The organism is Falsiroseomonas ponticola (assembly GCF_016805305.1).
Classification (GTDB): Bacteria; Pseudomonadota; Alphaproteobacteria; order Acetobacterales; family Acetobacteraceae; genus Falsiroseomonas; species Falsiroseomonas ponticola.
Genome location: NZ_JAERQN010000001.1, coordinates 346,611 through 365,766, shown reverse-complemented (window position 1 = coordinate 365,766; position 19,156 = coordinate 346,611). Strand labels below are relative to the sequence as shown.

Genomic DNA, 19,156 nt, shown 5'->3' with positions numbered 1-19,156 from the left:
GCTGGGCTTTTCCGCCCCTGGTTCATCACCGGACTTGCCGATGCAACCAGCATCGGCCGCGTCCGCCGCGGCAGTGCCGCGGCCCTGCCAGGGACGAAAAATCCCTCGCGAACCCTCAGCCGCCAGTGTTCTCAAGCGGCCACAGACCAGGAGGGTTGGCGCGATGTGCGATGCCTGCGTGATGGAGGGCGTGTCCCGGCGGCTCGGCCGGCGGGGCGTGATGGCGGCGGTGGCGGCGGGGATGGCGACGCTGGGCCTTTCCGCCAACCAAGCGGGGGCGCAGGCGGTGCGGAGCGCGCCCGTCACCCGCGTCGTGGACCTGACGCACACGCTGCACCCGGCCTTCCCGACCTTCGGCGGCACGCCGGCGATCGAGATCGAGCAGGTGATGGCCTTCGCGCGGGACGGCTACAACGTCAACAAGCTGACCTACACGGAGCATGTCGGCACGCATTTCGACGCGCCGATCCATTTCAGCGCCGCGGGGGCGACGGTGGATGCGCTGCCGGTGGCGTCGCTGGTGTGCCCGCTGTTCGTGCTGGACGTGACGGCGAAGGCCGCCGCCGACCCGGACTACCAGGCGACGCCGGAGGATCTTTCGGCCTTGGAGGCTTCAGTGGGCCGCCTGCCGGCGGGGGCGTGCCTGGCGCTGCGATCCGGCTGGGACGCGCATGTGGCGGGGCCGATGTTCCGCAACGCGGGCGCGGGGGGCGCGATGCGGTTTCCGGGCTTCCGGCCGGATTTGGTGCCGCTGCTGCTGGAACGCGGCGTGGCGGGGGTGGCGGTGGATACGCTGTCACTGGACCATGGAGGGTCCTCGACCTTCGCGTTCCATACGGGGTGGCTCGGCGCGGGGCGCTGGGGGGTGGAGTGCGTGGCGGGGCTTCGGGAGCTGCCGGTGGCGGGCGCGACGCTGGTGGCGGGGGCGCCGAAGATCGCGGGGGGGACCGGGGGGCCGGGGCGGGTGGTGGCGTTGGTGTGAAGTCTTGCTAATTCCACAACCCGCTGGACATACTGCGTGACCGTGCCTGCATCAGAACGAACGCGCGGTCAAACGTACAGAGTTCGTCCGGCATGGCTGGCGGCACGGCAGCAATGAGGTGATTAGTTGAAGCCTTTACTCAAATGGGCAGGAGGCAAACGTTGGCTGGCTAAGAAACTTGTTTGCCAATTTCCGGACAAGATAAGCCGATATATAGAGCCGTTCTTTGGTAGCGGGGCGGTATTTTTCGAATATCGTCCGGAAGCGGCCATCATTAGCGACGCGAATGCTGCATTAATCGAAATGTACCAAGCTATAAGGGAAAATCCAGAAAAGATTTATCAACAGCTACAGGTTTTGCATATGTTGCATGATAAGGAGCTTTACTACAAAATTCGCGCTACCGTTCCAGGCGACCCTAACGAGCGAGCGGCAAGATTCATCTACCTCAACCGAACTTGCTGGAACGGGCTGTATCGCGTCAACAAGAAAAATGAATTCAATGTTCCAATTGGGACAAAGTCGGCGGTCATCTTCGATGACGATGATTTTTGTGAGTTGTCAGAGCAATTAAAGAAGGCGGAGATATCTTGCTGCGACTTTGAAGCATCGATAAGTCATGCGGGTGCTGGTGATCTAATATATGTGGATCCGCCATATTGCAAGAGAGACGATAATCGAGGATTTCTGAAATATAACCGCAACGTGTTTTCGTGGCGTGACCAGATTCGATTGAGGGACTGTCTTACTGAAGCGCGTGGTCGTGGAGCTCATATCGTGCTGTCAAACGCAGATTCGACGTGCGTTAGATCGCTGTATGAAGACGGCTGGACTTCATATAGTGTGCCGCGATCTAGCGTGATCTCGGCTTCTTCCGATTTTAGGGTTGCTACTACCGAGCTAGTGGTGACCTGCCATGGAGGATAAGGGCTATATCTACATTCTACTTAATGCTGGACGCCGAATTTGGCTGCTAGCTCTTCAGGAAATCGCTGTTATTGTAGGACTATCTCTTGCGCCTCTTCTATTGAGTATAGGGCGAGATTTTCTGGCGAAGGATCCACCCTTCAGCCTGCTCGGCTCACTTCAGCGGGCGTATTTCAGTGGGCAGTTAGTCTTCTATGCTGTCGGCCTGGGTGCGACGGTCTATTGGCTCGCCAGCTCGGATTTGAAGGGCTTCAGGCCATGGCGTAACATATTTCAGTTGGCGGTTGTTGTGATATTGCTCGTGGCGGCTCTGATGATCGGGCTTGACCCAAATGCCGCGACGTTCAATGCCGATAATGTCGGAATTTTGTCGTCGGTTTTGTTTGTGGTGGCCATGATACTGTATGTTCTTATCACCGTAATCACGCAAGCGAAGCCGGATGTTGGCGGTGCTATCGCTGATGAAGACGCTAGGTTGGCAATGGCGGTGCAGCAAAGTAGAGGCCTGCGTCAATGAAAGAAGATCGCAAGTTTGTTCCCGTTCCGGCTGTACGCATTCGACAGCCGATTGGCGATATCTACGTTGGCAGCATTTCTGCAAGGGTTTTGGTTGAGATAACGGACTTCGACATCCGTCAACTGATTGATGAACCCGGCATCGATTCTTATCTTGGTATTCAGAGAGAGATCGATAACAAGCGAGTCGCAGAGATTCGTCAGTATGTTAAGGGGGCAGATGCGACGTTTCCGACTGCAGTTGTTTTGGCGGTCGCCGAGCGGTGTGTGACCGTTGAGCCCGCTTGCCCTGGTGCAGACGATCGCTTCACGCTTCTCACGCTTTCAAATTTTCAGCCGTCCACTGACGATGAAGGAGATCCCGTTCTTTACCGTCACATCGCGCGAGTAATTGATGGGCAGCATCGGATTAAGGGCCTTGAAGGATATGAGGGGGACGACTTTGACGTCAATGTTTCTATATTTGTTGACGCCGATATTGCGGACCAGGCGAGTATCTTCGCTACGGTGAATTTGGCGCAGACTAAGGTCAACAAAAGTCTCGTTTACGATCTTTTTGAATACAGTAGAAGCCGGAGTCCAGAGAAAACATGCCACAGCGTAGTGGTCGCGCTAGAGTCGACAGTTGGAAGTCCTTTACACAGGAAGATTAAGCGTCTGGGCAAGGCGACTCCAGGTAGGCTAACTGAGACGTTGTCGCAGGCTACTGTGGTGGCTGGTATATTACAGTATATTTGCCGAGATAAACTCCAAATCATAAGAGATCGGCAGGCTGGTCGCCGTGGCGGGAGATTTGAACCAGTTCAGGCGCAAGACGTGGACAAACTCGTTCTTCGCCCGTTTTTCATTGCAGGCCGAGATATTGAGTTGACTAATTTGATCTGGAATTATTTCGACGCGGTTCAGGCTAGATGGCCAGATGCTTGGTCGAAAAATGCTGCGGGATACATCTTGAATCGGACTACTGGCTTCGATGCTTTGATGAGATTTTTTCGACTCGCATATAGATATCTGGCGACGCCGGGAGAAATGGTCTCAACGGACGATTTCCTTGGTATTTTGAGGAAGAGCTCTTTGAGTGATTCCGACTTTAACCCGCAGCGATTCGTTCCCGGCTCCTCTGGTGCGGCGGAGCTTTACAAAACACTCCGGGCTGAAACCCGACTTGGTTAACTTGTGTGGAGGGCAAAAATCGGCTCCGTTGGATTATCTATCTGCGATGAGGATGGCGTCGATCTAATGGCGCCTCCATGTTGTGCGCAGGTGATGTGCCCGCGCTCTATTCGAAATATCTGGAGGCGATGATAACGACATCTCGCGGTATACTGCGGGACGAGTTATTGTGCTGGGTCTTATAAAGGTTAGGCGGCGCCTGCTTCCACATTTTCGTTGGCGTGCTGCGCTATAGGGCCTAACTCGTGTAGCTCGGAACCAGCCGCCAGCCGTTAGGCCCTTCCTGCCGACAGCACACGCCGCACCGCCTCCACCACTCCCGGCACGCCGATCGCCTGCATCGCGCCGTCCCAGGCTTCCGCTGCTGCGATGATCGTTTCCGTCCCCGCCACCACGGGCAGTCCGTAGGCGGCGTCGAGGATTTCGGGGGATCGTCCCGCCGCCATCACCACCAGCGCGATGCCCACGGCCACGGCGGCGCCGCCTGCCGTGCGAGTGGCGCTGCGGGGGGAGAAGTCGTCCGGCACGCCGCTTGGGGCGGGGGTGTCGGCGGTATGGAGCCAGGGTTGGCGCATCGTGTCCTCGGTCAGCTCCAAAGCCTCGCGGTCCAGGGTCCCGTTGGACCCTGGCGGGGGGTCAGGGGGGCGGCGCCCCCCTGCTTCTGCGAAACAACCATCAGAACTGGAAATAGATGAACGGCGCCACGCCTTCCGGCGCCGCCAGCAGGATGCCCAGCAGAGCCGCGCCGAAGACCAGGCCGAGCACGACAGGGTGCAGGGGCGCCAATACCGCTTCGCTGCGCTGGCGGAGGTCGGCGGGGAGGAAGTGGAGCGCGAGGCCCAGCGCCACGAAGGCGAGCAGGCGCCAGGTCCAGGCCTCGCTCGGCATGTCCGCGTCGAACAACCCGCTCGCCATGGCGCCGACGGTGGCGAGGTCCGGGGCGCGGAACAGCACGAAGGCGGCGACGACGATGTGGAAGGTGATGGCCCAGCGCAGGATGCGGCCGGCCCAGCCGGAAGGTGCCGCGCGCAGGCCGAGGGCGCGTTCGATGACGAGGGCCGCGCCGTGCAGCGCGCCCCAGGCGACGAAGGTCCAGGCGGCGCCGTGCCAGATGCCGCCGAGCACCATGGTGAGCATCAGGTTGCGGGCGGTGCGGCCCTCCGTGCCGCGGCTGCCGCCGAGCGGCTTGTAGAGGTAGTCGCGCAGCCAGGTGGAGAGGGAGATGTGCCAGCGGCGCCAGAACTCGGACAGCGACAGGGCGCGGAAGGGCTGGTCGAAGTTCTTGGGGAAGTGGTAGCCGAGCAGCGCGGCGAGGCCGATCGCCATGTCGGAGTAGCCGGAGAAGTCGCACCAGATCTGGATGGTGTAGCCATAGGCGGCCAGCGCGATGTCGAGCGCGCCGTAGGAGGATGGGTCGCGGAAGACCGGGTCCACGATGCCCGTCGCGATCTCATTCGCCAGCACCATCTTCTTGAAGAGGCCGCCGAGGATGAGGAGGCCGCCCATGGCGAGCGGCACGCGGAGCCGATCCGGCAGGGCGGCGACCTGCGGCAGGAAGTGGGCCGCGCGGACGATGGGGCCGGCGGCGAGGTGCGGGAAGAAGGTGAGGTAGACGAGGACGTTGAGCGGCGAGCGTTCGATGGCGGCGTCGCCGCGCTTCACGTCCACCATGTAGGAGATGGCCTGGAAGCAGTAGAAGCTGATGCCGACGGGCAGCAGGATCTCCGGCGCCGGCAGGGGCGGCAGGCCGAGGGAGACGGCGATCGGCGTTGCCTCCCGCAGCAGGAAGCCCGTGTATTTGAAGTAGGCGAGCCAGCCGAGCGTGCCGCCGACGCCGAGGATGAGCCAGTTCTCGTCGTCCCGCACCTTCAGGCCGATGGCCCAGGCGAAGAGGCCGACGGCGAGGAGCGCCGCGCAGAAGGGGATGCTCCAGAAGCCGTAGAAGGCCAGGCTCGCCAGCAGCAGGAAGGGCCTGGTGAGCGCGGGGGCGAAGCGCACCAGCAGCCAGTGGGTCGCGAAGACCACGGCGAAGAACAGGGCGAAGATGCCTGTCGGGAAGAGCATGGGGGGTGGTCAGGCTCCGGTGGGCCGTGGTGCGGCGCCGGCCAGGCCCGCGCCGCGGAGGATGGCGGCGTGCAGGCGCTCCGCCGTCAGGCGGTAGCCCTCGGCGGTGAAGTGCACGAGGTCCCGCTGCATGAGGGGCTGGGCGCCGGCGGCCAGGCCGGGCAGGCGGCAGGGGTCCTGCGTGACCTCCGCCGACCAGTCGAAGAAGCCCGCGCGGGTGTCGGCCACGGCGCGGCGCTGCGCGGCCTTGACGGTGGCCAGGGAGGGGAGGGGCGTGACGGCGGCGCAGCCGGTCGCGGGTCGCGCGGGCTGGCCGCGGCGGGGGGGGGCGGCGCGGACGGGGCGGCCGGCATCGGGGGCGCCCATGAGCATGATGCCGCTCCTCGGCAGGGCGGCGCGCAGCGTGCGGATGCGGCGGGAGAGGGCCGCGGCATAGGCATCGGCGTCGAGGTCGCGGTCCGTCGCCTCGTTCGTCCCGTATTCCAGGATGACGAGGGCGGGGGGCGTCAGCGCCAGTTCGCGGGCGAGGATGGAGGGGTCGCGGTTGTCGAGGGTGGAGAGGGTGGCGCCGTTGATGCCGAAGGCCTCCACCAGCACGCCGCGGCCGCGGCGGTCGATGCCCCAGCCCAGCAGGTCGATGGGGCCGTCGCCGACGAGCTCCAGCGCCATCTCCTTGGTGCCGGGGGAGACGTCGTAGCGCATCTGGCGGAGGTCGGGGGCGGGGGTGGCGGTGGCGTGGGGGGTATCGGGCGTGCCGGCGGCGCGGAGGCGGAAGCTGCCGGAGGCGGGGCCGGTGGCGAAGGTCAGGCCGATGCGGTCGAAGCCGCGGGGGTCGGTGGTGCGGAGCGTCAGCGTATCGCCGGCGCGGGCGCCGGTCAGGCGGTAGCCGGTCAGGCCGAAGGGGCCGGGGCTGGTGCTGCGGAGCGCGTTGCGGGCCTCCCATTCGCCGTTCTGGGCGATGAAGAGGCCGGAGGGGTTCCAGAAGCGCTGCGCGCGGGCGGGGGGCAGGCGGCCGGGGCCGAGGGCGCCGTAGCGGGCCTGGAACAGCTCCCTCAGCCGTTCGGCGAGGATGGGGCCGGCGGCGTGGCTGTCGCCCAGCAGGAGGATGAGGGCGCGGCCCTCCTGCCCCGCCTCGAGGGCGCGGAGCGCATGGCCGAGGGGCTGGTAGGGATCGGGGCCGGCGGCGGGGGGGAGAAGCGCCTCGAAGCTGGGGTCGGGGGGCAGGGCGAGGCCCTCCGCCCAGCGCGCGGCCTCGGCCGGGCTGGCGGGACGGTCGCCGCTTTCGCGGCCGCAGGCGGCCAGCAGCGCGCCGAGGCCGATCGTCGTCATCAGGCGCCGTCGGGCGAACATTGAGGCTGGCTGGTCCTTACCGGTTAACCCTCTGCATGATATACCCGGATCGTTGTCCTGCGAATTCGGAGTGCCTGGATGCGGGCTGGTCGGTGCCGGGTGTCCTTGTCGCGTCGTGGCGCGCTGCTGGGCGCGGCCGCGGGGCTGTTCTCCCTGCCGCGGATGGCGGGGGCGGCGACGCCTTCCGCCGCGGAGGCCGCGGCGCCGGCGGCCGGGGCGACGGAGCGCGGGGCGCCGCAGCGGGTGGACCTGTTGTTCTGCGGGGACAGCCTGGCGCAGGGGATGTTCCTGTCGCTGCAGCCCGCGATGCGGCGGCGGGAGACGCTGCGCATCATCAACGGCACGCTGCACGCCACCGGCGTGACCCGCGGGGATGAATACGACTGGACCGCGGTGTCGCGGGACCTGGTGCAGCGGCACCGGCCGCACCTGGTGGTGTTCTGGATCGGCGCCAACGACTTCCGGCCGATGGTCCTGCGATCGATGCGGGCGCGCTACCCCTTCGGCACGGCGGCCTTCGCGGAGCTGTATGGCCAGCGCGTGGCGGAGATGGCGGGGAACGCGGTGCAGGGCGGCGCGCGGGCCGTGTGGCTCGGCCTGCCCAACATGCGGGAGAGCCAGTTCGCCGGCGCGGCGCGGCAGCTGAACGCGATCCAGCAGGCGGCGGCGGAAGGGGCGGGGGCGGTGTTCCTGCCGACCTGGGAAGCCACCAGCGACGCGCAGGGGCGCTACATGCCGGCGGTGGCGCTGGAACGCTCCACCCAGACCATGCGGGCGGAGGATGGGGTGCACTTCACCCATTTCGGCTATCGCCGCATCGCCAGCCTGCTGTTCGACGCCGCCGGCCAGCGCTTCCCCGAGCTGGCGCCCTGCCTGGGGCGCGTCAGCGAGGCCTGAAGCGCGCGCTTGCCGGCCGCAGGCGCCGCTTCCATCATTGCGCCGATGGCATGAGGGAGCGCGGGCAATGATCGGGCGGCGAAGCCTTGGCATGATGGCGGCAAGCCTGCCCGGGGCGGCGCTGGCGCAGGGCGCGGCGCGGCCGGTGCGCATCCTGGTGCCCTTCCCCGGCGGCGGCACGATGGACCTGGTCGCGCGGCTCTTCGCGCCCACCATCGGCCAGCTGCTCGGCGCGCCCATGGTCATCGACAACCGGCCGGGCGGCGGCACGGTGATCGCGACGCAGGAAGCCGCGCGCGCGGCGCCGGATGGCACGACGCTGCTGATGGCCTCCAACTCCTTCACCATCAACCCCTTCATCCAGCGCAACCTGCCCTATGACGGGGAACGCGACTTCGCGCCGCTCGCGCATGTGGCGGTGCTGCCGCACATGCTGGTGGTGCACCCCTCGCTCGGCGTGCGGGACCTGGCGGGGCTGGTGGCCCTGTCGCGCAGCCGGCCGGGCGGGCTGAGCTACGCCAGCTACGGGACCGGCACCTCCAACCACCTCAGCACCGAATTGCTGAAGGCGCGCACGGGGGGCGACTTCACCCATGTGCCCTATCGCGGATCGGGCCAGTGGCTGCCGGACCTGCTGGAGGGGCGGGTGCACATGGTGCTCGGCATCCTGGCGGAGGTGGTGCCGCCGGTGCGGGAGGGGCGGCTGACGCCGATCGCGCTGGCGCATGGGCAGCGCCTGGCCGCGGCGCCGGGCGTGCCCAGCTTCGCGGAACTCGGCATGCCCGATTTCGCCTCCAATTCCTGGTTCGGCTTCTTCACCAACGCGGCGGTGCCGGAGGCGACCCGCGCGCGGCTGGAGGCGGCGGTGCGCGCGCCGCTGGCCGAGCCCGCCATCCGGGCGCGCTTCGGGGAGCTGTGGATCGAGCCGACGGGCCAGGGCGCCGGCGACTTCGCCGCCTTCCTGCGCGGCGAGCGCGCGCAATACGCGGAGGCGGTGCGCCTTGCCGGCCTGCAGCCGCAATAGGCCCCGCGGGGCGGGATGAGGGCGCGATGACGATGCGGCCACTGCTTGGGGCGGCGCTGCTGGCCGGCCTTGTCGCGCTGCCCGCGGCGGCCCAGCCGGCGGACGGGGCCCGGCCCGGCCCGCCGCCGGCGGAGGCGCTGGCGGCGCCCGGGCGGCCGGGCTGGATGGTGGATGGGCTGCGGGGCTGCTGGCTGTGGAACCCCGCGCCGCGGGCGGGCGAGACGGCCAGCTGGTTCGGCGCCTGCCCCGCCGGGCCGGCGGAAGGGCCGGGCAGCGCCGAGTTCCGCGTGGCGGCGGAGGGCCAGGCCACGCGCTACATCGGCGTGATGCGGGATGGCCGGCCGGATGGCATGGGCCAGGCGCGCAACGCGGCGGGCGATGGCTATGCCGGCGAATGGCGCCAGGGCCTGCCGCATGGCTTCGGCATCTTCACCGCCGCCAATGGCGACCATTTCGAGGGCGCCTGGCAGGAAGGCCGGCGCGCCGGGCCGGGCACCCAGGTCTTCGCCAATGGCGACCGCTTCGAGGGCGGCTGGCAGGAGGACCGGCCGCATGGCTATGGCCGGGCCGTGCTGGGGGGCGTGGCCTATAGCGGCCTCTGGGCCGCGGGCTGCTTCCAGGACCCGGCGGGCGGGGCGGCGGGCATCGCCTGGGCAGGCGCGGGCGCTTGCGGCCGGACAGGGCCGTGACGGCTTCCACCGCCTGACCCGGCGGCCCCCCCGGCCCGCTACGCCAGCAGGCGGCGCGCATCCTCCCACAGGGTGCGGGCCACGGCCTCGGCGGGCTCCGCGCGGGCCAGCATGGCGGATTGGCCGGCCCAGGCCTGCATGCGGTCGATGTCGCCGGCCTTCGCCGCGGCGTCGCGCATCGGCTGGGTCAGGCCGCGCTGCACCGGGTAGGGGGCGGGGGGCGGCGCGTCGGGGGCGGCGGCGGCCTTCACATAGGCGGTGGCGATGCCGCGCCCCGCCCGGCCGCTGAAGGCGCGGGTCACGGCCGTGCCCTCCGGCGGCGTCGCGGCCAGGGCATCGGCCCAGGGGGCGGGGATGCGGGCTTCCGGGCAGCGCAGGAAGCCGGTGCCGATCTGGGCGGCGGAAGCGCCCAGCGCCAGCGCGGCGGCCACGCCCCGCCCATCCGCGATGCCGCCGGTGGCCACGACGGGCAGGCGCACCGCATCGACCACCGCGGGCAGCAGGGCGAGCAGGCCGACCATGGCGGCTTCCGCGCGCCCGGCCTCGAAGGCGCCGCGATGGCCGCCGGCCTCCATGCCCTGGGCGACGATGACGTCGGCGCCCGCCTCCTCCGCCGCGCGGGCTTCCGCCACCGTGCTGGCGGTGGCCCACCAGGCGATGCCGCGCTGCTTCAGCCGCGCCACGAAATCCGCGGGATAGACCCCCATGATCGAACTCACGACGGCGGGGGCGGCCTGCAGCAGCGCCTCGCATTGCGCGCCGAAATCGGGCGGCGCGGCATCGCCGGCCTCCGGCGGCACCGCCGGGCCCCAGCCCTGGAGGAAGCCGCGCAGCGCCGCTTCCCGCGCCGCGTCGCGCGCCGGCGGCGGGTCGGGGATCCAGAGGTTCATCTGGAAGGCGCCGTTGGTGGCGGACCGCACCGTGCGCGCCCAGTCCAGGATGGCGTCCGGGCCCATCAGCAGCGCGCCGCAGGCCCCCATGCCGCCGGCCTGCGCCACGGCGATGGACAGGCCGGGCGGGCAGGCGCCGGCCATGGGCGCCAGCAGGATCGGGATGCGCAGGCCGAAGCGGGCGCAGAAGGCTTCCGCACGCGATACCGGGTTCATAGGCCCCTCCGCTCCACGCCCATGGGCAGGGAATCCAGCCGGCGCATCGCCGGCGTGTCGAACAGGCCGGGATCGGCCAGGTAGGCTTCCGCCATGGGCATGGCGTCGGCGCCCCAGAACAGCTCCTCCCCCACCGCCAGCGTCGGCACGCCGAAGACGCCGCGGCCGATCGCCTCCGCCGTCGCCTCCCGCAGCCTTTCCCGGGCGCCGCTGCCCGCCACCAGCGCGGCGGCGTCATCCACGCCGAGTTGCGCGGCGAAGCCGGTCGCCTCCACCACCGGGTCGCGGCCTTCCGCCCAGATGAAGGCGAAGGCGGCGGAGACGACCGGCGCCGTCGCGCCCAGCGCCGTCACCAGGCGCAGCGCCTCCAGCGACCGGAAGGGATGGGCGGGCGGGAAGCGCAGCGCGGCGCCGCCCTGGAACTGCACCTGGCGATAGGTCTGCCGGCGCTTCGGCGCGATCTCCGCCGGGCCCAGCTGCCCCCAATGCGCCAGCACCGCGCCCAGCACGATGGGCTTCAGCGTCACCTTCCGGCCGAGCCGCTGTTCCAGCGCCAGCACGCGCGGCAGCGCCAGATGCGCGAAGGGGGAGACGAGGTCGAAATACCAGTCGATGGTCATGCGGCATCCGATGGCGAAGGCGGCGGCGGGGGCCCGTCGGGCCCATCCAGCAGGGACAGCACCTTGGCCACCAGCCCGGCCGCTGAATAGGGCTTGCCCAGCAGCTGCACCCCCTCATCCAGCCGGCCATGGTGGATGATGGCGTTGCGGGTATAGCCGGTGGTGAACAGCACCGGCAGGCCGGGGCGGCGTTCCAGCACGGCATTGGCCAGCTGCCTGCCGTTCATCGGCCCGGTCAGCACCACGTCGGTGAAGAGGATGGCGATGCCGGGATGGGCGTCCAGCGCCGCCAGCGCCGCCGGGCCATCGGCGGCGGCCACCACGCGGCAGCCGCCTTCCTCCAGCGCCGTCACGGCGAAGTCCCGCACCATCGGGTCGTCCTCCACCAGCAGCACCAGGCGGCCGGCGCCGTCGCGCGGCATCTCCGGCAGCGCGACCACGGTCGGCGCATCGGCGGGCAGCTCGCCATCCCGCAGCCGGGGCAGGTAGAGCTTCACGGCCGTGCCATGGCCGGGTTCGCTGTAGATGGCGGCATGGCCGCCGGACTGCTTGGCGAAGCCATAGACCTGGCTGAGCCCGAGCCCCGTGCCCTTGCCCACGGGCTTGGTGGTGAAGAAGGGTTCGAAGGCGCGGCCGACCACGTCGGGGGGCATGCCCGCGCCGGTGTCGGAGACGCAGATCGCCACATACTGGCCGGGCTTCACCTCGTCCCGCCCCGCCGCATAGGCCTCGTCCAGATAGGCGTTGGCGGTCTCGATGGTCAGCTTGCCGCCGCCCGGCATGGCGTCCCGCGCATTCACCGCCAGGTTCAGCAGGGAGGATTCGAGCTGGTTCGGATCGGCATGGGCGCGCCAGAGGCCGCCGGCCAGCACCGTCTCCACCGCCACATCCTCCCCCAGCGTGCGCCGCAGCAGGTCCGACATGCCGGCCACCAGGCGGTTCACATCCACCGCCTCCGGCGCCAGGGGCTGCTGGCGGGAGAAGGCGAGGAGGCGCGCGGTGAGGCTGGCGGCGCGCTGCGCGCCCTCGATCGCGCCCTCGATCCCCCGCCGGACGCGCTCCTCCACCCCCTCATCCAGGCGGCGCTTCACCAGGGTCAGGTTGCCCAGCACCACGGTCAGCAGGTTGTTGAAGTCATGCGCCACGCCGCCGGTCAGGCGGCCCACGGCCTCCATCTTCTGCGCCTGGCGCAGCTGTTCCTCCGCCCGGTCGCGCCCGGTGGCGGCGGCGATCAGGCGGGCATTGGTCTCCGCCAGGTCGCGCGTGCGCTCCATCACGCGGATCTCCAGCGCCTCGTTCAGGCGCTTCAGCTCCTCCTCCCGCGCATGCAGGGTGGCGGAGGCGGTGGCCAGCGCATCGCCGATCTGCGCGACTTCCCGGATGCCGCTGGGCACCGCCGGGACCACCGCGCCATCCCCCATGGCGCGCGCGCTGGCCGCCACCGCCTGCAGGGGGGCGGCGATGCGGCGGCCGAAGGCCAGCGCCAGCAGCAGGGAGATCAGCGCCAGCAGCGCGCCCGTGGCCACCAGCAGCAGCAGGGACCGGCGCAGCGGTTCCGCCAGCGTGTGGTCCGGCACGCCGACCGCGACCCGCCAATCCGCGAGCGCCGAGCGCGCATAGGTGCCGAGCACCGGGCGGCCATCCGCGGTGGTGCCGCGCCACGTCCCCTCCCGCCCCCTTGTGTTGTCGCGCAGATCCTGCGTGGCGGGGCGGCCCACGAATTCCTCGTGCCGCGCGTTGCGGGCCAGGATGGTGCCGCCATCATCCACCACCGCCACGGTCCATTCGCGGGGGATGCGTTCGCTGGCCAGCACGTCGCGGATGCGCGTCACGGGCAGGCTGAGGCTGAGGAAGGCCGGGCCTTCCCCCGGCCGCAGGGGCGGGATCTGGATCTCGATGGCGAACAGCGCCTCCCCGGCCGCGGCGCCCTGGAAGAGGCCGGAGATCATGGTGGGCCGGGGCCGCGTGGCCGCGGGCGCGGGCAGCGTGGTCATCAGCTGGGGGGAGCCGAAGGGCACGCGGGCATTGACCAGGCGCCGCCCCGCCGCATCGCGCAGCACGGCGGTGACGCCGAGGCGTTCCTGCAGCTCCACCACCTGGGCGTGGAAGGCCGGCAGGTCCCCCGCCCGCAGGGGCTGGGAGAGGCTGAGCAGGTTGAGCATGGCGGAAAGCCCCGCCAGCTCGCGGTCCACCGCCACGGCGGCGCCGCGGGCGGCGGCCAGGGCCTCCTGCTCCAGCCGCGCGCGTTCGACATTGCCGACGCGCCACAGCAGCGCCGCGACGAAGACCAGGATGGGCAGCGCCAGCACCGCGGCGAAGAGGGCGAGGTGCCATTGCACCGGCCGCCCGGGCGGTTCCGCCCGGGCTGCCGCCGGTGGTTCCCTTGGAGTTTCCCTTGGGGGTTCCCTTGGGGGTTCCCTTGGGGGCTTCGGGCGCAGGGGCAACGATGTCGTCACGGCCAGGTCCCGCCAACGGTTGGGGTCGCGAACACCGGCGCCTCCATGCCCCGCCGCCCCGGGGGGGGCAAGCGCGCCCCGGCCCCGGGCGCAACGAAAGCCCGCGCCTCACCCGGGCGTGATGCAACCGGTCAGGGTGCGAAGAAGGGCAGGATCTCGGCCAGCACCTCCTCCGGCGCGTGTTCCGCGAGGTAGTGGCCGCTGCGCACGGCGCGGCCGGAAAGCGGGCCCGTGACGTAGTCCCGCCACACCGGCAGCACGTCGTCGAACACGGCCTGGGTGTGGGAGAGGCGGCCCCAGAGCACGTGCACCGGGCAGGCCAGGCGCCTTCCCGCCTCGTAATCCGCATTGTCCATGGCGAGGTCGAGCGTGGCGCAGGCGCGGTAGTCGGCGCAGGAGGCGCGGATGGTCTTGGGCGTGAAGCAGCGCACATATTCGGCGACCGCGCGCGGGTCGAAGATCGACATGCCCATGCCCTTCTTGCCGATCTTGCGGGCCATGAACCAGTCGGCGGGGACGGATTCCATCATCCGTTCCGGCAGCCCTTCCTCCTGCGGCATGAAGACCCAGTGCCAGGACTTCATCGCCCAGTCCCTGGTGACATTCGCATAGACGTGGCGCTGGGGCAGGATGTCGAGGATGGCGGCGCGGATCACCGCCTCGGGGTGGTCGAGGCCCAGGCGATGCGTCACGCGCCCGCCGCGGTCATGCCCGCAGACATTGAAGCGCGCATGGCCGAAATGGGCCATGACGGCGATCGCGTCCTGCGCCATGGCGCGGAAGGTGTAGTCGGCGGGGTCGTAGTAGGGCAGCGACAGGTCGCCCGGGCCGGTGCTGTCGCCATAGCCGCGCAGGTCGATCGCCACGCAGTCGAAGTGCTTCACCAGTTCCGGCGCCATGCGGTGCCAGATGACGTGGGATTGCGGGTTGCCGTGCATCAGCAGCAGGGGCGGGCCGGAGCCCGCGCGGCGGGCGCGGATGCGGGCGCCGCCCGGTGTCTCCACGACCTGGTCGGACCAGCCGGGCAGAAGATCGTCGCTCATGGTGTTTCCCCCTCCCGCGCGCGGCGCAGGATGGCGGGGATCATGCCACCGCCGCGGATCAGCGCCACGTCCCGCGCCGTGTCCAGCAGCGCGGTGGCGATGCCCTGCTCCGTCCGGCCATCGGCGCGGCGGATCGTGACGGCGATGGGCGCGCGGGGCGCCAGGGCGGCGGGATCCAGCGCCACCGCGATGGTGTCGCCGGGGCGGAGGCCGAGCGCGGCCGGCCGCCAGCCCTCGGGCAGGCGCAGCGGCAGCACGCCCATGCCGATGAGGTTGGCGAGGTGGATGCGTTCGAAGCTGTTCGCCAGCACCGCCCGCGCGCCGAGCAGCTGCGCGCCCTTCGCCGCCCAGTCGCGCGACGAGCCCGTGCCGTAGCGTTCGCCGGCGATGATGACGACGGGCAGGCCATCCGCGGCATAGCGCGCCGCGGCGCGCCAGGCGGGCAGCGCCTCGCCGCTCGGCGCATGGATGGTGTGGCCGGGGGGCAGGCCGGGGGGCGCCAGGTGGTTCACCACGGTGCGGTTGGTGAAGAGGCCGCGCAGCATCACCTCCCAGTTCCCGCGCCGGGCGGCATAGACGTTGAGGTCGAGGGGATCCTCGCCGCGTTCCACCAGCCAGGCGGCGGCGTCGCTGGTGGCGGGGATCGCGCCGGCGGGGGAGATGTGGTCGGTGGTGATGTCGTCGCCCAGCACCAGCAGCGGATGCGCGGTGAAGGCGGCGGCGGGGGGCGGCGACAGCGTGACGAAGGGCGGCGGGCGGAGATAGGTGCTGGCGCCGTCCCAGGGGAAGCGCGGCGTGGCGGGGGCCTGCAGCGCCGCCCAGGGGCCCGCGGCCTCGGCCTCCGCCGCCGCGGCCGCCACATCCCCGGGATCGGTCGCGGTGGCGAGCAGGGCGGCGACCTCGGCCTCCCCGGGCCAGAGATCGGCCAGCGTCACGGCGCGGCCATCCGCGCGGTGGCCGATCGGGTCGCGCGCGATGTCGAGGGCGGCGCGCCCGGCGATGGCATGCGCGACGACGAGCGGGGGCGAGGCCAGCAGCGCGGCATCGATCTGCGCATGCACGCGGCCCGGGAAATTGCGGTTGCCGGACAGCACGGCGATGGGCTTCAGCCCCTCCGCCTCCACCGCCCGCGCGACCTCCGGCAGCAGGGGGCCGGCATTGCCGATGCAGGTGGCGCAGCCATGGCCGACGATGGCGAAGCCCAGCGCCTCCAGCTCTTCCAGCACGCCCGCGCGGCGCAGCCGCCGCTCGGCCGCCGGCGAGCCGGGGGTGAGGGATGCCTTCACCCAGGGCGGGGTGGAGAGGCCGAGCGCGCGGGCGTTCCGCGCCAGCAGCCCGGCCGCGACCAGCAGCCCCGTGTCGCTGGTGTTGGTGCAGGAGGTGATGGCGGCGATGGCGACGGCATCGGCGGGGATGGTCGCCGTCGCCTGGCCGCGCAGCGGGGCGAGCGCGGCGGGGACGGCGGCGGTGTCCAGCCGGTCCTGCGGCCGGCGCGGGCCGGCCAGGGAGGGGCGCAGCGCGGCGAGGTCGATCTCGACCAACGCGGTCACGCGCGGATCGGCGGCGGGATCGGCCCAGAGGGCATTGGCCCGCGCATAGGCTTCCGCCAGCGCGACCTGCGCTGCGTCGCGGCCGGTGGCGCGAAGGAAGTCGAGCGTCGCGGCATCGATCGCGAAGCAGCCGGTGCTTGCGCCGTATTCGGGGGCCATGTTGGCGACCACCGCACGCTGCATCGCCGTCAGCGTCGCCGCGCCCGGGCCGAAGAACTCCACGAACTCGCCCGAGACGCCGGCGCGGCGCAGCCGTTCCGTCACCACCAGCGCGAGGTCGGTGGCCAGCACGCCGGCGGGCAGCGCGCCGGTGAGGCGCACGCCGACCACATCGGGGATGCGCAGCGCGACGGGCACGCCGAACATCACGCCCTCGGCCTCGATCCCGCCGACACCCCAGCCCAGCACGCCGATGGCGTTCACCATGGGCGTGTGGCTGTCCGTGCCGACCAGCGTGTCCGGCACGGCCCAGGATTCGCCATGCCGCCGCTCCGTCGTGACGACGGTGGCCAGGCGCTCCAGGTTGATGGTGTGCATGATGCCCGTGCCGGGCGGGAAGACGCGGAAGCCGTGCACGGCCTGCGCGGCCCATTTCATGAAGCGATAGCGCTCCGCGTTCCGCTCCATCTCCCGCGCCATGTTGTGGGCGAGGCCCGCGCGCGTGCCGGCGAGGTCCACCGCGACGGAATGATCGACGGAGGTCGCGACGGGGACGGCGGGGTTGAGCCGCGCGGGATCGCCGCCCGCCTGCGCCAGCACGTCGCGCATCGCGGCGATGTCCACCAAGGCGGGGCCGCAGGTGGTGTCATGCATCAGGATGCGGCCGGGGGCGAAGGGGATTTCGGCGGCGCTGCGGCCGGTCTCCAGCCAGGCGAGGAGGGCGGCCTGGCCGGCGCGCGCGGTCTCCGCATCGGCGGTGCGGAGCAGGTTCTCCAGCAGCACGCGATGCGACCAGGGCATGCGGGGGAGATGCGCGCCGGCGGCGGCGGGGAGGTCGATGATGCGGTGGGGGCCGAGGCGACGGGTCGGGGGCATGAGGTCCTGCGCGTGATGCGGGGGGAACTCTGTTCCCCCCGCGCCCCCCATGCCAGGGGGCAACCGCCCCCTGGACCGGGAGGCCTTAGCGCAGCAGCGACGTGCCGGTCATGGCGGCGGGCTGGGGGAGGCCGAGCAGGGCCAGGAGCGTCGGCGCCAGGTCGGCCAGGCGGCCCTCGGCCAGCGTGGCACCCTCGGGCGCGCCCATCAGCAGCACGGGGACCACGTTGGTGGTGTGCGCCGTGTGGGGGCCGCCCGTGACGGGGTCGCGCATCATCTCCGCATTGCCGTGGTCGGCGGTGACCAGCAGGCAGCCGCCGGCCTCCCGCACCGCGCCGGCGATGCGCGCCAGGCCCGCATCCACCGCCTCGCAGGCCTTGATCGCGGCCTCCAGGCTGCCGGTATGGCCCACCATGTCGGCATTGGCGAAGTTCAGCACGATGAGGTCATAGGCGCCGGATTCGATCGCCGTCACCGCCTTCTCCGCCAGCTCCGGCGCCGACATCTGCGGCTGGAGGTCATAGGTCGCGACCTTGGGGGAGGCGACCATGACACGATCCTCCCCGGGATAGGCCGCTTCCTCCCCGCCATTCAGGAAGTAGGTGACGTGCGGATACTTCTCCGTCTCCGCCATGTGCAGCTGCTTCAGGCCGGCGCGGCTGACGACGGCGGCCAGGATGTCCTCCATCGATTGCGGCGGGAACAGCGCGGCCATGAAGGGCGCCAGCGCGTTGCTGTATTCCGTGAGGCCCGCCGCCGCCACGAAGTGCACCGTGGGGTCCGGCGCGAAGCCGGTGAAGGAGGGATCGAGCAGCGCCGTCATGATCTCCCGCACCCGGTCGGCGCGGAAGTTGAAGCAGAGCACGGCATCGCCGTGGCGCATGCCATCCCGGTCGCCATCCGCGCGCAGGCCGTAATCGCCGATGGCGGTGGCGGGGATGAATTCATCGGTCTTGCCGGCGGCATGCGCCGCGGCGATGGCGGCCTGGGCGGTGGGGTGGCGGGCGCCCTTGCCCGTGGCCATCACGTCATAGGCCTGGGAGACGCGTTCCCAGCGATTGTCGCGATCCATCGCGAAGTAGCGGCCGCAGACGGTCGCGATGGTCGCACCCGCCGGCAGCGCGGCCTCGAAGTCCCGCACGAAGCCCGCGGCGCTGTCGGGCGCGGTGTCGCGGCCATCGGTCCAGGCATGCACCAGCACGGTGATGCCCTGCGCGGTCGCGGCGCGGGCCAGCGCCACCGCATGGTCCTGGTGGCTGTGCACGCCGCCGGTGGAGAGCAGGCCCATCAGATGCAGCCGCCCGCCGCTGGCCTTCAGCTTCGCCAGCAGCGCCACCAGCGCCGGCAAGGTCGCGATGGAGCCATCGGCGCAGGCGGCGTCGATGCGGACCAGATCCTGCATCACCACGCGGCCGGCGCCGATGTTGAGGTGCCCGACCTCCGAATTGCCCATCTGCCCCTTGGGCAGCCCGACATCGAGGCCCGAGGTGTGCAGGAAGTTGCGCGGCCCGGCCTGCCACAGCGCGTCGAAGCAGGGGGTGGCGGCCTGGCGCACGGCGTTGTCCGCCACCTCCTCCCTCCAGCCCCAGCCATCGAGGATGGCGAGCATCACGGGGCGGCGGGCGGGTGCGGGCATGGGCGCGGTCTCCGGCGGGGCTGGCGGGCCCGCTTTAACCCGGCCGGGCGCCGGCGCAAAACCCGCCCGGGCGCCGGAAACGGCTTCC

Annotated in this window: 16 protein-coding genes; 7 read left to right on the top strand and 9 right to left on the bottom strand. The window is 70.6% G+C overall.

Annotated elements, in window-relative coordinates; genetic code table 11:
- Positions 1–163: 163 nt before the first annotated feature.
- From JJI54_RS01740 to JJI54_RS01725, 4 genes are all read left to right on the top strand, one after another.
- Positions 164–982, top strand: a complete 819-nt coding sequence (locus JJI54_RS01740; RefSeq protein WP_203070336.1) for a cyclase family protein — start codon at positions 164–166, stop codon at positions 980–982.
- Between the two features lie 126 nt (positions 983–1,108).
- Entirely contained in the window at positions 1,109–1,909 is an 801-nt protein-coding gene (locus tag JJI54_RS01735; RefSeq protein WP_203070334.1) for a DNA adenine methylase, read from the top strand.
- Entirely contained in the window at positions 1,899–2,426 is a 528-nt protein-coding gene (locus JJI54_RS01730; RefSeq protein ID WP_203070332.1) for a hypothetical protein, read from the top strand. Before JJI54_RS01735 ends, JJI54_RS01730 begins: the two co-directional genes overlap by 11 nt.
- Positions 2,423–3,598, top strand: a complete 1,176-nt coding sequence (locus tag JJI54_RS01725; protein ID WP_203070330.1) for a DGQHR domain-containing protein — start codon at positions 2,423–2,425, stop codon at positions 3,596–3,598. The genes JJI54_RS01730 and JJI54_RS01725 overlap by 4 nt, the downstream gene beginning before the upstream one ends.
- Before the next feature lie 272 nt (positions 3,599–3,870).
- Here JJI54_RS01725 and JJI54_RS01720 read toward each other — a convergent pair whose 3' ends face one another.
- The 3 genes from JJI54_RS01720 to JJI54_RS32545 all read right to left on the bottom strand — a co-directional run bounded on the left by JJI54_RS01720 (position 3,871) and on the right by JJI54_RS32545 (position 6,991).
- Positions 3,871–4,194, bottom strand: a complete 324-nt coding sequence (locus JJI54_RS01720; protein WP_203070328.1) for a hypothetical protein — start codon at positions 4,192–4,194, stop codon at positions 3,871–3,873.
- A 79-nt stretch (positions 4,195–4,273) separates the two neighbouring features.
- Positions 4,274–5,662, bottom strand: coding sequence for an MBOAT family O-acyltransferase (locus tag JJI54_RS01715; protein WP_203070326.1), 1,389 nt, complete (start codon positions 5,660–5,662; stop codon positions 4,274–4,276).
- 9 nt (positions 5,663–5,671) lie between these two features.
- A complete protein-coding gene (locus JJI54_RS32545) occupies positions 5,672–6,991 on the bottom strand; it encodes a GDSL-type esterase/lipase family protein (RefSeq protein WP_203070324.1) in 1,320 nt (439 codons plus the stop codon).
- Between the two features lie 126 nt (positions 6,992–7,117).
- Here JJI54_RS32545 and JJI54_RS01705 point away from each other — a divergent pair, with 126 nt between their 5' ends.
- From JJI54_RS01705 to JJI54_RS01695, 3 genes are all read left to right on the top strand, one after another.
- Positions 7,118–7,909, top strand: coding sequence for a DUF459 domain-containing protein (locus JJI54_RS01705; RefSeq protein ID WP_203070322.1), 792 nt, complete (start codon positions 7,118–7,120; stop codon positions 7,907–7,909).
- 91 nt (positions 7,910–8,000) lie between these two features.
- The gene (locus tag JJI54_RS01700) at positions 8,001–8,933 is read left to right on the top strand and encodes a Bug family tripartite tricarboxylate transporter substrate binding protein (RefSeq protein WP_203070320.1); all 933 of its coding nucleotides are present in this window, start codon (positions 8,001–8,003) and stop codon (positions 8,931–8,933) included.
- A gap of 32 nt (positions 8,934–8,965) precedes the next feature.
- Positions 8,966–9,622, top strand: coding sequence for an MORN repeat-containing protein (locus JJI54_RS01695; protein ID WP_203070318.1), 657 nt, complete (start codon positions 8,966–8,968; stop codon positions 9,620–9,622).
- A gap of 38 nt (positions 9,623–9,660) precedes the next feature.
- Here JJI54_RS01695 and JJI54_RS01690 read toward each other — a convergent pair whose 3' ends face one another.
- From JJI54_RS01690 to gpmI, 6 genes are all read right to left on the bottom strand, one after another.
- Entirely contained in the window at positions 9,661–10,728 is a 1,068-nt protein-coding gene (locus JJI54_RS01690) for an NAD(P)H-dependent flavin oxidoreductase (RefSeq protein WP_203070316.1), read from the bottom strand.
- On the bottom strand, positions 10,725–11,348 hold the full coding sequence (locus JJI54_RS01685) for a 2-hydroxychromene-2-carboxylate isomerase (RefSeq protein ID WP_203070314.1): 624 nt from the start codon (positions 11,346–11,348) through the stop codon (positions 10,725–10,727). The genes JJI54_RS01690 and JJI54_RS01685 overlap by 4 nt, the downstream gene beginning before the upstream one ends.
- On the bottom strand, positions 11,345–13,687 hold the full coding sequence (locus tag JJI54_RS32905) for an ATP-binding protein (RefSeq protein WP_203070312.1): 2,343 nt from the start codon (positions 13,685–13,687) through the stop codon (positions 11,345–11,347). Before JJI54_RS32905 ends, JJI54_RS01685 begins: the two co-directional genes overlap by 4 nt.
- A 248-nt stretch (positions 13,688–13,935) precedes the next feature.
- The gene (locus tag JJI54_RS01675; RefSeq protein ID WP_203070310.1) at positions 13,936–14,847 is read right to left on the bottom strand and encodes an alpha/beta fold hydrolase; all 912 of its coding nucleotides are present in this window, start codon (positions 14,845–14,847) and stop codon (positions 13,936–13,938) included.
- Positions 14,844–17,432: an aconitate hydratase AcnA gene (gene acnA, locus JJI54_RS01670; protein ID WP_203070308.1), complete on the bottom strand. Its 2,589-nt coding sequence runs from the start codon at positions 17,430–17,432 to the stop codon at positions 14,844–14,846. Before acnA ends, JJI54_RS01675 begins: the two co-directional genes overlap by 4 nt.
- A gap of 85 nt (positions 17,433–17,517) precedes the next feature.
- Positions 17,518–19,068, bottom strand: coding sequence for a 2,3-bisphosphoglycerate-independent phosphoglycerate mutase (gene gpmI, locus JJI54_RS01665; RefSeq protein ID WP_226381338.1), 1,551 nt, complete (start codon positions 19,066–19,068; stop codon positions 17,518–17,520).
- Between the last annotated feature and the right edge of the window lie 88 nt (positions 19,069–19,156).

Bases quoted from the DNA above. Each gene is read 5' to 3' on its own strand.
- JJI54_RS01740 (WP_203070336.1), top strand. From the start codon at position 164: ATGTGCGATGCCTGCGTGATGGAGGGCGTGTCCCGGCGGCTCGGCCGG.
- JJI54_RS01730 (WP_203070332.1), top strand. From the start codon at position 1,899: ATGGAGGATAAGGGCTATATCTACATTCTACTTAATGCTGGACGCCGA.
- JJI54_RS01725 (WP_203070330.1), top strand. From the start codon at position 2,423: ATGAAAGAAGATCGCAAGTTTGTTCCCGTTCCGGCTGTACGCATTCGA.
- JJI54_RS01715 (WP_203070326.1), bottom strand. From the start codon at position 5,662: ATGCTCTTCCCGACAGGCATCTTCGCCCTGTTCTTCGCCGTGGTCTTC.
- JJI54_RS32545 (WP_203070324.1), bottom strand. From the start codon at position 6,991: ATGACGACGATCGGCCTCGGCGCGCTGCTGGCCGCCTGCGGCCGCGAA.
- JJI54_RS01700 (WP_203070320.1), top strand. From the start codon at position 8,001: ATGATGGCGGCAAGCCTGCCCGGGGCGGCGCTGGCGCAGGGCGCGGCG.
- JJI54_RS01695 (WP_203070318.1), top strand. From the start codon at position 8,966: ATGCGGCCACTGCTTGGGGCGGCGCTGCTGGCCGGCCTTGTCGCGCTG.
- JJI54_RS01690 (WP_203070316.1), bottom strand. From the start codon at position 10,728: ATGAACCCGGTATCGCGTGCGGAAGCCTTCTGCGCCCGCTTCGGCCTG.
- JJI54_RS01685 (WP_203070314.1), bottom strand. From the start codon at position 11,348: ATGACCATCGACTGGTATTTCGACCTCGTCTCCCCCTTCGCGCATCTG.
- JJI54_RS01675 (WP_203070310.1), bottom strand. From the start codon at position 14,847: ATGAGCGACGATCTTCTGCCCGGCTGGTCCGACCAGGTCGTGGAGACA.
- acnA (WP_203070308.1), bottom strand. From the start codon at position 17,432: ATGCCCCCGACCCGTCGCCTCGGCCCCCACCGCATCATCGACCTCCCC.
- gpmI (WP_226381338.1), bottom strand. From the start codon at position 19,068: ATGCCCGCACCCGCCCGCCGCCCCGTGATGCTCGCCATCCTCGATGGC.